Source organism: Blastococcus sp. SYSU DS0510 (assembly GCF_054050835.1).
In genome coordinates, this window is record NZ_JBJHAC010000002.1 from 245,420 (window position 1) to 258,234 (window position 12,815).

Genomic DNA, 12,815 nt, shown 5'->3' on the forward strand with positions numbered 1-12,815 from the left:
CACTGAGCCGCTGCATCGCGCCTGCGCGGAGCCCTCCGGGCCCCACTCGGCGCGATTCATCACGGTGTCGGTAGCAGGCCCCGGCTCGCGGCGATGGCGACGGCCTCGGTGCGGCCGCCCGCGCCGAACTTGGCCAGGATGTTGCTCACGTGGACGCTGGCGGTCTTCTCGCTGATGTAGAGCTCCGCGCCGATCTGCCGGTTGGTGCGCCCGAGGGCCAGCAGCCGCAGCACCTCCGCCTCCCGCGGGGTGAGGACGGCGGAGACGTCGACCGCCCGGATGCCGGCGACGTCGAGCCTGCCGCGGCGTGCCAGCGCCTCGACCGCCTCCCGCAGCGGCCGTGCCCCCAGCCGGACGGCGACCTCGTGCGCGGCCCGTGCCTGCTCCCCCGCGCCGGCCCGGTCGCCGGTGGCCAGGAGCGCCTCGGCGAGCCGCCGGCGGGACCGCGCCTCCTCGTAGACGTGCCCGAACCCGAACGCCTCGACCGCCGCGCGCCACAGCTCCGGTGCGGCGTCCCCGCGCAGCCGGGCCGCCTCGGCCGCCACCCGGGCCTGCCAGGCCCTCGCCTCGACGCCCATCGTGTCGCCCCACCACCGCCGGTAGATCTCGACCGCCGAACCGGCGACGTCGACCAGCTCCCCACCGACCTCGGCCCACCGGGACTCCTCCGCCACGTCCCCGGCCCTCCGGGCCGCGGCTGCGGCGTCGGCGACGGCAGCGAGCGCCGTGCCGGCCAGCCGCAGGACGCCCAGGTGGTCGGTCCACGCACGCTGCAGCCGCCCACTGGCGGCCAGGGCGACGTCGACGGCCGTCCGGGCGTCGCCCTGCCACGCCGCCAGATCGATCTCGGAACCGGCCGTGACGAGGTCGAGGAGCACGTGCGCGCCGAGGCGCGGGATGAGCCCGCGGGCCCAGTCGACGCGCTCGCGCGCGGCCGGCTCCCCCCGCCCGACGAGGACGAGGAGCCCGGCGGCGCGCACGTGCGCGGCCATCTCCGGCACCCGGGCCAGCAGGTCGGCCTCCGCCAGGCTCGCGTCCCACTCCCCGGTCATGTAGAGGGCCGTCACCTGCAGGTGCCGGAGCTCGGCCGGGTAGTACGACCACTCGATGCCGAGGTCGCCCGCCCGCCGCGTGCCGCACCGGGTCCACTCCAGCGCCTCGCCGATGCGGCCGGCCTCGAACGACACCGTGGCGAGGTTGAACAGCACCCGCATCTCGACGTCCACGTCTCCGGACCGCCGGGCCCGTGCCAGCGCCTCGTCCAGCCGGGCCCGGACCGCCACGGGGTCGGCTCCGGGCAGCGCGCGCACCTGGGTCACCGCGATGTCGGACCAGGCACCCTCCAGGCCCAGCACGTCGGCCGCGGCCAGCGCCTCCTCGGCCGCCGCCTCCGCCTCCGCCAGGTCGCCCTTGCTGTAGCTCAACCGTGCGAACGTGGCCGCCGCCCACGTGCGCTCCTCCGACGGCGGCTGCGCGGGCACGAGCGCCATGGCCGCGGCGCTCTCCCGGTGCGCACCGGTGACGTCCTCGACGCGCACCATGGCCTGGGCGAGCGTGTAGTGCACCCGGGCGCGCCTGGCCGGGTCGCCGTCCGGGCCGAGCACCTCCAGAGCTGAGCGGAGCAGGGCCACGGCGCGGTGGAGCTCCCCCACGGTGCGCGCGGCGGCCGCCGTCTCGGCCAGCAGCGCCGCCTGGTCCCGGCCGGCCCGCTCGCCCGCATCCGGCACGGCCGACCAGAGCGCGAGCGCAGCCTCGAGGTGCTGCAGCTGCTCGGCGGGGGCGCCCACGCGGCACGCGTGCACAGCAGCCTCCAGCGAGGCGGCGAACGCACCGGCGAGGTCGTTGCTCTCCCGGGCGTGGTGGGCCCGCTCCGCGGCGGTGCCGGCGTCGGGGTGCGCGTCCAGGTAGCCGGCGATCGCCGCGTGCAGCCGCACCCGTTCGCCCGGGAGGAGGTCCGCCAGCACGGCCTCGCGGAGCAGTGCGTGCCGGAAGCGGTAGCGACCGTCGTCGGAGACGACGAGCAGGTGGTGGTGCACCGCCTCGGCGAACGCCCGCTCCAGCTCGTCCGGCGGCAGCTCACCGATCGCCGCGACCAGCTCGTGGCGCACCCGGCGCCCCGCCACAGCGGCCACCCGCAGCACCTGCTGGACGGCCGGGGAGCGCTGCTCCACCCGGGCCAGCAGGACGTCGGCCAGCGCGAGCGGGAGCCCCTCGCCGTGCAGCCCCGCGGCCAGCAGCTCCTCGGCGTAGAAGGCGTTGCCCTCCGCGCGGGCGACGACGTCGTCGATCGCGTCGTCGGGGAGCCCACCGGTGCGGAGTGCCAGGTCACGCACCAGCTGCCCAAGCGCCTGGTCGGGCAGCGGGGCGAGGTCGAGGCGCTCGACGCCCGGCAGCCGGACGAGCTCGGCCAGCAACGGGCGGAGCGGGTGCCGGCGGTGCAGGTCGTCGGCGCGGTAGGAGGCGACGACGGCGATCGGCTCGTCGGACAGCCGGGCCAGCAGGTAGCGCAGGAGGTCGCGGCTGGACCGGTCGGCCCAGTGCACGTCCTCGAGCAGCACCAGCAGCGGGCCGGCCGCCGCCAGCTCGCACAGAAGGCCCGCCACCGACTCGAACAGCTGCAGGCGGCCGTCCTCGACCGGCTGCGGAGCCGCCCGGTGCGGGAGCGGGCTGCCGAGGTCCTGGCCGTCCGCCGGGGGCCGCACCGGCACGACCGCACCGGGGCGGCCTGCGATCAGACCGGCGAGCACCGGGTTCTCGCGGGACGCCGGCGCCAGGTCCGGGTCGGCCGCCACCGGGCGCAGCAGGTCGACGAAGGGCAGGTAGGGCAGCCCGACGTCGCCGAGGTCGACGCAGTGCCCGGTGAGCACCCGCAGCCCCCGTTCGGTCGCTCGCCGGCTCAGCTCGTCGAGCAGCCGGGTCTTGCCGACGCCGGCGTCGCCGGCGAGCAGGGTGGCGCACGCCCGCCCGGCGACGGCCCGCTCCACCTGCGCGAGCAGGTGGGCGAGCTCCTCGGCCCGGCCCACGAGCGGGGCGTCGTCCCAGCGAGACACGGCAGGGATCGTGGCACGCGGGGGTGACCGATCGGGCCTGGCGCCACCCGGCCGGGGTGTGCTCAGCGCGAACGCCGGGGCCTGCGGAGCCACGGACCCCGCCGGGTCCGCGTGCCGCGACCGAGCTCCTGGAGGACCTCGCGGCGGTAGGCGAGCTCGGCCTCGAGTCCGGGGTTGGGGTACGTCATGGTCGTTCCTCTCATCGGTTCGGACGAGGAGAACGGTCGTGCTGAGGGGGGACCCGCGACATCGGGCGACCACGCCGTCCCCGGTACCGGGCCCCGCCTAAGGGGGCCTCAGACCCACCCGTCGGGGTGACATCGGGCGCAGGAGCGGTTCACCGCCCGGCGCGCGGGAACCGTCGCCCCCGCGGCGAGCGCCGCAGGCCGGCGCTCCGCCGGCCGCCACCGGAGGAGTTCGTCATGCGACTCGGAACCGCCATCGTGCTGCTCGCGCTCGGCGCGATCCTCACCTTCGCCCTGCGCGTGGACGTCAGCGGCGTCGACCTGCAGGTCGTCGGCTGGATCCTGATGATCGCCGGTGCGCTGGGCATCGTCCTGGAGCTGGCCGTCTGGGGCCCACGCCAGCGCCGGGTCACCCGCACCGACGCCTACGGCGACCCGGGCGGCGCCCCGGTGCGCCGGAGCACCACGGAGGAGTCCTACTGAGCCGAGCCGCTCGGCGAAGACGCGAGAGCCCCCGCCCGGAGGACGGGGGCTCTCGTGCGTCGAGGTCCGGACCGGATGACGGCCGCCTCGCGGCGAAAAGCACAACACGGCTCCAGGCCCCCGACCGAGGTCGGGGCGGTAGTCCGTGAAGGCGTAACCAAATGGCACCCGGGGGCACGATGCACCCGGTCCGGACGGGATCCACCGTACGCGCCGGACGGACCGGCGTCATGTCGCAGGACGTGGCCGTGGACACGGTCGGTCGGGTCGTTCCGAGTGGGCCCCGGAGGGGTCCGCGCAGGTCGGGACGGCACCTGGCCGCGGTGCGACACGGAGCGTCGCAGATCAGTTGAAGCCGCGTTCGTCCTGCTTCAGCGCGGTGTCCACGGTCAGCGCGGAGGCGATCACCATGCTGGCCAGCGGCTCGGGCAGCCGGTAGCGCACGAGGACGACGTAGCGGTCGGCCGTGGTGAACATCGTCCGTGCCAGGCCCTCCCACTTCTTGGTGATCCGGGCGACCTCGACGCCGGCCGCGTCGGTGATCGCGAAGTCCCAGGCCCGCCAGTTCTCCGCCTGGATGGCGCCGACCGGCTGCCCACCGGCGACCAGGTCGAAGCGGATCTTCCCGAAGACGTTCGCCTGCACGATCTCGCCGACCGGGGCGCCGTCGGGCCGCTCCACGACCACCCGCGACCTCACGAACTTCGCCGGCCGGGTGAGCACCAGCACCGGCCCGCGCGCGTCGCGGACCTCGAGCCGGTGGGTGAGGAACTGGTCGAGGTTGGAGACCAGCCGCACCGCCTTCTTGAGCGAGCTCTGCCCCACCTGGACGACGGCGCCGATCTGCTGCCCGCTCCCGTCGAGCACGGCGTACTCGTTGGTGAGCTCGATCAGCTTCGTCTTCTGGTTCACCAGCAGCACCGGCTGGTCGTAGAGCGACGGGCCCGCGGCCGGGGGCGCCGCCTGCCGGGCGTGCTCGGTCCACCCCTGCCCGCCCCACCACCGGGTGCCTCCGCCGCCGGCGGGATCGGGATACCAGCCGGGCGGCGGCGGGGGCTGCGTCACGGCCGTCACGCTAGCGCCGGTCCCCTGCTGCCCCGTGCCAGACTCCGACCGTGGCCGACCTGACCGACGTGGAGGCCCGCGTCCTCTCCGCCGTCGACGAGCGGTGGGCCGTGGACCGGCTGGCGGCGATGATCGCCGTCCCCTCCGTCGGGGGCAGCGCGGCGGAGAGCGAGGTGCAGCACCTGCTCGCCGGGTGGCTGGACGAGCTCGGCTGCGACGTCGACTGCTGGCCCGTCGACCTGGCCGAGGCGGCGGCCGCCGCCGACGCCCCCGGCCAGGAGGTGGTGCGCACCGAGGCGTGGGGCGTCGTCGGCACCGTCGGCGGCGAGGGCACCCCGGCGCTGGTGCTCTCCGGGCACACCGACGTCGTCCCGCCCGGCGACCTCGACCGGTGGTCCGGCGACCCCTTCGTCCCCCGCTTCGCCGATGGCGCGGTGCACGGCCGCGGCGCATGCGACATGAAGGCCGGCGTCGTCGCCACCCTCGCCGCGGTGCACGCCCTGCGGACGGCGGGGGTGCGCCTGGCCCGCCCGCTCGCCCTGCACGGCGTCGTCGGCGAGGAGGACGGCGGCCTGGGCGCCTGGGCCGCACTGCGGCGCGGCCACACCGGCGAGCTGTGCGTGATCCCCGAGCCCACCGCGCAGGCCGTGGTCACCGCGCACGCCGGCGCGCTCACGTTCCGGCTGGAGATCAGCGGCCGCGCCGCGCACGCCGCCATGCGCGACCGCGGGGTGAGCGCCGTCGAGCTGTTCGCGCACGTGCACGCCGCGCTGCTCGCCTTCGAGGCCGAGCGCCAGCGGGGTGCCGACCCCCGCTTCGGCGACGCCCGGTTCCCCTACGGCATCTCCGTCGGGCGGGTGCGGGCCGGCGACTGGGCGAGCTCGGTGCCCGACCGGCTGGTGGCCGAGGGACGGTACGGGGTGCGCATCGGCGAGCCGGTCGAGGCGGCGCGCGCGGCGCTGGAGACCCGGCTGGCGGAGATCTCGGCGACGCACCCGTGGCTGGCCGAGCACCCGGTGCGGCTCACCTGGGTCGGCGGGGCGTTCGCCAGCGGGGAGCTGCCGGCCGGGCACCCGCTGCTGCCCGCGGTGCGGGCTGCGGTCGTCGACGCCGGCGGGCCGCCACCGGTCGAGCGCGCCCTCCCCGCGGGCACCGACCTGCGCCTCTACGCCGCCGCAGGGATCCCGACGCTGCACTACGGCCCGGGCGACCTGCACCTGGCCCACGGCCCGCAGGAGCAGGTGCCGGTCGCCGAGCTCGTCACCGCCGCCCGCGCCTTCGCGCTGCTGGCGCTGCGCACCTGCGGGGTCCGGTGAGCGGCCCGGTCGGGTTCGAGGCCTGGGCCGCGCTGGCCGGGGACTCCCCCATCTCGCGCACCGAGTGGGCCGCGGTCGTCGCCGCATGGAGCGAGCCGCACCGCCGCTACCACGACCTCGCGCACCTGGCGGCCGTCCTCGGGCTCGTGGAGCGGCTCTCCGCCGGCGTCCCCGACCCGGACGCCGTCGCCCTGGCCGCCTGGTACCACGACGTCGTCTACGACCCGCTGCGCCCGGACAACGAGCAGGTCAGCGCCGAGCGCGCACGGGCCGGGCTGCGCGGGCTGGTGCCCGAGGAGCGTGCGGAGGAGGTGGCCCGGCTGGTCCTGCTCACCGCCGGGCACGACCCCGAGCCCGGCGACGCCAACGGGGCCGCGCTCTGCGACGCCGACCTGGCGGTGCTCGCGGCACCGCCGGCCGCCTACGCGGGGTACGCCTCGGCGGTCCGGGCCGAGTACGGGCACCTCTCCGACGGGGAGTTCACCGCCGGGCGGATCGCCGTCCTGGAACGGCTGCTGGAGCTGCCCCGCCTCTACCGGCTGCCCGCCGCCGAGGAGTGGGAGCCGGTCGCCCGGGCCAACCTGACCGCCGAGCTCACCCTGCTGCGGGCGCGCGCTTCCGGAGCCTGAGGCCCGCGGCGAGCAGGCGCGCCAGCAGCTCCCGGGAGCCCACCGGCAGGGCCCCCGCGGCGACGGCGATGTCGTAGAGGTCCGCCGGCACGTCGTAGTGGTCCCCCTGGAACGCCCGCCGCGGGATGCCGAGCTCGGTGGCGACGAAGGCGTGAAGCTCCTCGTAGGAGACGTCGCTGACCAGGTGGGACCACATCCGCCCGCGCCAGGGCCACACGGGGCTGTCGATCAGCACGGCCACGGGGAGCAGTGTGCCGGGCCGCGACTAGCGTCTGCCTGGTGACCGGAGAGATTCGTTGGGGCATCGTCGGGCCGGGCCGGATCGCCGAGAAGGTGGTCGAGGACTTCGCGGTCGTCGACGGCGCCCGCGCCGTGGCCGTCGCCTCCCGGTCGCAGGAGCGCGCCGACGGGTTCGCCGCCCGTCACGGCCTGGAGCGCGCGTACGGCTCCTACGCCGACATCCTCACCGACCCGGACGTCGACGTCGTGTACGTGGCCACCCCGCACCCGCAGCACCACCAGTTCGCGCTGGCCGCGCTGCGCGCCGGCAAGGCGCTGCTCGTGGAGAAGGCGTTCACCGCCACCACTGCCGGCGCCACCGAGGTCGTGGATCTGGCCCGCGAGACCGGCACCTTCGTCATGGAGGCGATGTGGACCCGGTTCCAGCCGGCCGTCGTCGCGCTGAACGAGCTGGTGGCCGACGGTGCCATCGGCGAGGTGCGCTCGGTGCAGGCCGACCTCGGCGTCGCCCGCGAGTACGACCCCGTGGACCGGCTGTTCGCGCTCCAGCTCGGCGGCGGCGCCCTGCTCGACCTCGGCGTCTACGTCGTGAACTTCGCCCAGATGCTGCTCGGCTCCCCCGACCGCGTCGTCGCCACCGGCTCGCTCTTCCCCTCCGGCGCCGACGCGGAGGCCGCGATCCTGCTCGGCTGGGACGACGGCCGGAACGCCGCGCTCACCACGTCGCTGAAGTACGCCCTGCCGGGCGCCGCTCGCGTGGTCGGGACGACGGGGTGGATCGACGTCGTCCCCCGCTTCCACCACCCGCAGACGATCGTGCTGCACCGCGCCGGGGCCGATCCCGAGGAGATCACCCGCCCGCAGACCGGCGCCGGGTACGCGCACGAGCTGATCGAGGTCACCGAGTGCCTGCGCGCCGGCGGGACGGAGAGCGCCGTGATGCCGCTGGCGGACACGCTCGTGGTGCAGGACGTGCTCGGGCAGGCCGCCGACCAGCTCGGGGTGCGGCACGCGGAGGCGGTCGACGTCCTGTGATCGTCGTGACCGCCGCCGGCGGGGCCACCGGCACCGCCGTCGTCCGGGCGCTCCTCGCCCACGGCGAGCGGGTCCGGGCGGTGGTGCCCTCGCGGAAGCCGCGGCCGCAGCTGGACGGCCTGGGCGCCGAGGTGGTCGTCGGCGACCTCACCGGCGACCTGTCCCCCGCCCTCGCCGGCGCCGACGCCCTCTACCTGATCTGGCCGAACTTCGACCCGGCGGAGGCGACCGGCGCGCCCGCCGTGCTGACCGCCGCCGCGCGCGCGGGGATCCCCCGGCTCGTCTACCACTCGGTGCTCCGCCCCCAGGCCCGCGCCATGCCGCACCACGCGGCCAAGGACCGCGTCGAGGAGTCGCTCGACGGCGCCGTCGCCGGCACGCCCGCGCGGTGGCGGGTGCTGCAGCCCTGCGCCTACGCCGACAACCTCGACGGCGCGCTCACCACCGCCGTCGCGACCGGCGAGCTGCGCAGCCCGTGGGGCCTGGAGCGGGCGCAGTCGTTCGTCGACCTGCGCGACGTGGCCGACGCGGCTGCCGTGCTGCTCACCGAGGACGGGCTGGACAGCGGCACCTTCGAGGCAGTGGGCCCCGAGGCGCTCACCGCCCCCGACGTCGCCACGCTGCTCGCCGCCCGCTCCGGGCGGCCGGTCACCGCCGTCGACGTCCGCACCGAGGACGACGGGACCTACGCCGGCCGGTGCCGCACCACGATGTTCGACTGGTACCGGGCGCACGGCTTCACCGGCAGCCCGCGGGTGCTGACCGCGCTGCTCGGCCGGCCACCGCGCGCGTTCGCCGAGCACCTCGCCGACCGGGTGCCGGCGGGCCGCTGACCGTCCCCCGACCGGGTGGCACGGCTGCAGGGGCCGCGGGCGCGTGCCGATGGGAACCGGAACGGCCGTACCGACGGCCGCCCGCCCGAGGGGATCGACATCCATGGCTCTGCTCGAAGGTCTGGCCGCGCTGGCGGCGAAGTTCGCCGGCGCCAGCACGGTCGCCCAGGTGGCGACCGGCGTCGGCATCGCGACCGCCGGGGTCACCGGCGCGGGTGCCGTCGGCGCCCTGCCCACGCCGGTGCAGGACGCCGTCGCCAGCACGGTCGAGACGGTGACGCCGTTCGAGTTCTCCGGCTCGGAGGACGAGGTGACGGCGACCGACGAGGGGACCAACCCCGACGAGGTGGACGCCGAGGAGGAGACCGCCCCCGTGGAGCCTGTCGAGGCGGAGCCCGTCCTCGGGGAGGAGCCCGTCGAGGAGCAACCCACCCAGGGCGACGTCGTCGAGGAGGAGGGCGCCGGCGAGGACGCCGGGCTCCGCGGCCTGGACAACGCCATCGCGCACGCCGACGAGCACGCCCAGGGCGCGCTGGCCGCGGCCCAGGCCCGCCAGGCGACCCACGACGCCGAGAAGGCCGCCCGCGAGGCGGCCCGGGCCGCGGACGAGGCCGCTCCCGACGCCGCGAAGGCCGCCCGCGACGCCGCCACCCCGGTCGAGGAGCCGGTCGCGGAGACCGTCGGGAAGAGCACCGGCCAGCCCGCCGGCCAGGGCCGGGCGAACCAGGGCCGCGGCGGGAACTGACCTCCGGTCAGACGGGAACCTGCTGCTCGGGCTCCCACGCCAGCCCGGTCGCCTGGGCTGGGGTCGGCACCCGGGTGGGTGCCGACCCGGCCCGGCGCACGGCGTCGGCGAAACGCACCGCGTCGATCACCGCGTTGCAGCCCGGGTCGTTGTTGAAGTAGACGAGGACGTCGCTCTCGCCGTACGCCGCGGCCAGCCGGTCGGCCCACAGCTGCAGCGTCTCCGGGCGGTACCCCCAGCCCTCGAACCCGTGGTGCAGCCGCAGGTAACCCCAGTCGGCGGTCCGCCAGAGCGGGGCCACGGGCTGCTCGTCGCGATCGGCCCAGCACAGCGCCGCCCCGTAGCGCTCCAGCAGCCCCCGGACCTCGTCGGTCCACCACGTCTCGTGCCGCGGCTCCACCGCCACGCGGGTGCCGGCCGGGAACTGCGCCAGGCACTCCCGCAGCAGCTCGGGGTCGGCCTTGAGCGTGGGTGGGAGCTGCAGCAGGACCGTGTCCAGCTTGTCCGCGAGCCCCTCGGCGCGGCTCATCAGGCGGGCGACCGGCTCCTGGGGCTCGCGCAGCCGCTTGATGTGGGTGAGGAACCGGCTGGCCTTGACCGCCCACCGGAAGTCCGGCGGGGTGCGCGCGCGCCACTTCTGGAACGTCTCGAGCTCCGGCAGCCGGTAGAAGGCGGCGTTGCTCTCAACGGTGGCGAAGTGCTCGACGTAGTGCTCCAGCCACAACCGCTGCGGCAGCTTCTGCGGGTAGAAGGCCCCGCGCCAGTCGCGGTACTGCCACCCCGACGTCCCGATGATCACCGCCATCCCCGGCCGCTACCCCGTACCGCGGTGGCTGACGCGGCGACCCCCCGCGCCCCCCGTATTGGGGGACGGCCGCACCCCTCTGCTCGGCTGCCGGGGTGTCCGGTCACGGACAACCGTTTGGCGTACCAGACCTGGCCCACGACGGGGTGGGCACGGCGGGAACCGCGGAGTTGGACATGACCAGTACAGCAACGACCCCGAGAGGTGGTCGCGGGGGTGCGCACCGCGCCGTGGTCCCCCCTGCCCCACGATCGAGCCGCAAGCGCCTCATGGCCGGAGGGCTCAGCGCGGCCCTGGCCACGAGCGCCATCATCACGTTCGCCGCCGTGGCCGAGGCGGGCACACCCCCGGCCGGCCCCGGCAACATCGAGATCTTCAACAAGCGCAGCATGGTGGCCCTCGAGGGCTACGCCGCCCAGGCCGGCCAGGAGGCCACGGTCGAGGTCATCCGCGGGAGCGAGATCGTCGGCATCGGCCGGGGGACGATCGACGACACCGGCTTCCTGGAGTTCAACCACCCCGGCGGTGAGTGCTGGATCGGGGTCACCCCCAACATCAAGCCCGGCGACGAGGTCAAGGTCTCGTTCAGCGGGGCGCTGTTCACGGACTCCGCCGTCACGATGTCGCCCACGGTGACCTCCGTCGTCGGCAGCAACTTCGTCGCGTCCGGCGAGGTGGTCGAGGGCGATCCGGAGACCCGCGTGCGCGGCACCGGGACGGTCACGATCAACGGGACGTACGACCCCGCCGACCCGTGGTTCGATCCGGCTCGGTTCGTGATCGAGACCGTCAACCCGGACAACAAGGACGACAAGACGCCGCCCGGCGAGGACCCGGGGCTGGTGGACGCCCGAGCGATGGGCATCACGCTCGTCCCGGACGCCGAGCACCCCAACGGCGAGCCAGGCCTGTGGGACGCCACGGCCACGATCGACCCGGCGACCGGCACCTGGTCGGGCACCTACACGCTCTACACGAAGGCCGACTACGACCGGACCTTCGCGGGCGACCACGTCGCCGCCTCGTGGATGGCGGAGTCGGGTGAACTCGCCCTCGGCCTCACCCAGAACGAGTTCGAGGAGATCCCCGGGCCGGGGATGGGCGGCTGCCCGCCGAGCCCCGACGGTCAGGTGCCGACGGCCCCGACCACGGCTCAGCTGTCCTCGGCCACGGGTTCCACCTCGGTGGGCGTCACCTGGGAGCCGGCGGCGCAGCCTGCCGACGCGCCTGAGGTCACCGGCTACCGGGTGGCCGCGATCGGCGGCGCGCACCTCGAGCAGGAGGTCGCGGAACGGACCGCCGGCACCGCCGTGTCCCTCGACGGCCTGGAGGCCGGCGCCTCGTACGAGATCATGATCGAGGCGTACAACGGCCGCTGGTCGGCGGCACAGTCGGTGGGCTCGATCGTGGTCGGCTCCGGTGGCGGCACGACCACGCCGACCGACCCGACGACCCCGACGGAGCCGACCACCGCCCCGGCGGCGCCGACCGGGCTCGCAGCCGAAGGCACCGGCCTCGACAGCGTGACCGTCACCTGGGCCGCATCTCCGGCGGAGGACGCGGTGACCAGCTACACCGTCACCGCCACGGCAGCTTCCGGCGAGCCGGTGACCCTGCCGGTGACGGCGCCCGCGACCAGTGCGACGCTCACCGGGTTGGCGTCGGGGACCGTGTACGACATCACCGTCACGGCCACCAACAGCATCGGCACCAGTGCAGCGGCCGGCCCCGTCCAGGCCACCACGCTCAGCACGGCAGCGCCGAGCTCGACCACGGTGAGCCGGGTCATCTCGGGCCACGAGCGGGTGACGATGGAGTGGTTGGCAGCCACCCCGGGGAACTCCGCCAGCCCGGTGACCGGCTACGAGCTCTCGGCCACCCCGGTCGACAGCACCGGAACTGCCACGGGCGAGCCGGTGACGGCCTCGGTCGGCGCCGTCACCACGGGGACCATCTCGGGCCTGGCCAACGGGACCACCTACCGGCTCGACGTCGTCGCCGTGGCCGGCGAGTCGAGGGGCCCGGCGGCGACCTTCGCCGACGGCCACCCCGGGACGGTGGTGCCGAACGACGTGCTGACCGTCGGCAGGGCCCAGTTCCGGGACGACCGCAACGAGTACCGGATCACCGGCACGGCTCAGGACACGACCGTCAACACCGTGACCATCCGGCTCAGCACCGGCCAGCTCGTGGCCCAGAACGTCGCGGTCACCGACGACGGGGCGTGGTCGGTCAGCACCCGCAACGGCCCGCAGGCCACGCCGGGGGCGACGCTCACGGTCACCTCGTCGTCCGGCGGGAGCCTGACGGGGGTGCCGATGGAGCGCCGCTGACCACCACGGTCGTGGCGGCGACCGCATTCGCCGCCACGACCGGACGCCGAGGGCCCGTCACCGTTCCGGTGGCGGGCCCTCGGCACGTCGGCGTCC

General features: G+C 75.8%; 11 protein-coding genes. 7 read left to right on the forward strand and 4 right to left on the reverse strand.

Annotation, left to right across the window (positions count from 1 at the left end):
- Positions 1 to 59: 59 nt before the first annotated feature.
- Entirely contained in the window at positions 60 to 3,050 is a 2,991-nt protein-coding gene (locus tag ACI79P_RS02770) for a helix-turn-helix transcriptional regulator (RefSeq protein ID WP_456579512.1), read from the reverse strand.
- Positions 3,051 to 3,472: 422 nt separating this feature from the next.
- Here ACI79P_RS02770 and ACI79P_RS02775 point away from each other — a divergent pair, with 422 nt between their 5' ends.
- Entirely contained in the window at positions 3,473 to 3,718 is a 246-nt protein-coding gene (locus tag ACI79P_RS02775) for a DUF6458 family protein (RefSeq protein ID WP_456579513.1), read from the forward strand.
- A 345-nt stretch (positions 3,719 to 4,063) separates the two neighbouring features.
- Here ACI79P_RS02775 and ACI79P_RS02780 read toward each other — a convergent pair whose 3' ends face one another.
- Positions 4,064 to 4,783, reverse strand: coding sequence for an LURP-one-related/scramblase family protein (locus ACI79P_RS02780; RefSeq protein ID WP_456579514.1), 720 nt, complete (start codon positions 4,781 to 4,783; stop codon positions 4,064 to 4,066).
- A gap of 50 nt (positions 4,784 to 4,833) precedes the next feature.
- Between ACI79P_RS02780 and ACI79P_RS02785 the strand changes: the two genes are divergently transcribed.
- Both ACI79P_RS02785 and ACI79P_RS02790 read left to right on the forward strand, forming a co-directional pair.
- Positions 4,834 to 6,099, forward strand: a complete 1,266-nt coding sequence (locus ACI79P_RS02785) for an ArgE/DapE family deacylase (protein WP_456579515.1) — start codon at positions 4,834 to 4,836, stop codon at positions 6,097 to 6,099.
- On the forward strand, positions 6,096 to 6,728 hold the full coding sequence (locus ACI79P_RS02790) for an HD domain-containing protein (RefSeq protein WP_456579516.1): 633 nt from the start codon (positions 6,096 to 6,098) through the stop codon (positions 6,726 to 6,728). Before ACI79P_RS02785 ends, ACI79P_RS02790 begins: the two co-directional genes overlap by 4 nt.
- Here the strand turns inward: ACI79P_RS02790 and ACI79P_RS02795 are convergent.
- Positions 6,694 to 6,969, reverse strand: coding sequence for a DUF4031 domain-containing protein (locus ACI79P_RS02795; protein ID WP_456579517.1), 276 nt, complete (start codon positions 6,967 to 6,969; stop codon positions 6,694 to 6,696). The genes ACI79P_RS02790 and ACI79P_RS02795 overlap by 35 nt on opposite strands.
- 38 nt (positions 6,970 to 7,007) lie before the next feature.
- Between ACI79P_RS02795 and ACI79P_RS02800 the strand changes: the two genes are divergently transcribed.
- The 3 genes from ACI79P_RS02800 (at position 7,008) to ACI79P_RS02810 (ending at position 9,581) form a co-directional block, all read left to right on the forward strand.
- Positions 7,008 to 8,003 (forward strand): Gfo/Idh/MocA family protein, encoded by a 996-nt coding sequence (locus ACI79P_RS02800; RefSeq protein ID WP_456579518.1) that lies wholly within the window; start codon positions 7,008 to 7,010, stop codon positions 8,001 to 8,003.
- A 5-nt stretch (positions 8,004 to 8,008) separates the two neighbouring features.
- Positions 8,009 to 8,836: an SDR family oxidoreductase gene (locus tag ACI79P_RS02805; protein ID WP_456579519.1), complete on the forward strand. Its 828-nt coding sequence runs from the start codon at positions 8,009 to 8,011 to the stop codon at positions 8,834 to 8,836.
- 103 nt (positions 8,837 to 8,939) lie between these two features.
- On the forward strand, positions 8,940 to 9,581 hold the full coding sequence (locus ACI79P_RS02810; protein ID WP_456579520.1) for a hypothetical protein: 642 nt from the start codon (positions 8,940 to 8,942) through the stop codon (positions 9,579 to 9,581).
- Positions 9,582 to 9,588: 7 nt separating this feature from the next.
- Here ACI79P_RS02810 and ACI79P_RS02815 read toward each other — a convergent pair whose 3' ends face one another.
- Entirely contained in the window at positions 9,589 to 10,386 is a 798-nt protein-coding gene (locus ACI79P_RS02815; protein WP_456579521.1) for a DUF72 domain-containing protein, read from the reverse strand.
- Positions 10,387 to 10,655: 269 nt separating this feature from the next.
- Here ACI79P_RS02815 and ACI79P_RS02820 point away from each other — a divergent pair, with 269 nt between their 5' ends.
- Positions 10,656 to 12,719: a fibronectin type III domain-containing protein gene (locus tag ACI79P_RS02820; protein ID WP_456579522.1), complete on the forward strand. Its 2,064-nt coding sequence runs from the start codon at positions 10,656 to 10,658 to the stop codon at positions 12,717 to 12,719.
- Positions 12,720 to 12,815: the final 96 nt, after the last annotated feature.

Bases quoted from the DNA above. Each gene is read 5' to 3' on its own strand.
- ACI79P_RS02810 (WP_456579520.1), top strand. From the start codon at position 8,940: ATGGCTCTGCTCGAAGGTCTGGCCGCGCTGGCGGCGAAGTTCGCCGGC.
- ACI79P_RS02775 (WP_456579513.1), top strand. From the start codon at position 3,473: ATGCGACTCGGAACCGCCATCGTGCTGCTCGCGCTCGGCGCGATCCTC.
- ACI79P_RS02815 (WP_456579521.1), bottom strand. From the start codon at position 10,386: ATGGCGGTGATCATCGGGACGTCGGGGTGGCAGTACCGCGACTGGCGC.
- ACI79P_RS02820 (WP_456579522.1), top strand. From the start codon at position 10,656: ATGGCCGGAGGGCTCAGCGCGGCCCTGGCCACGAGCGCCATCATCACG.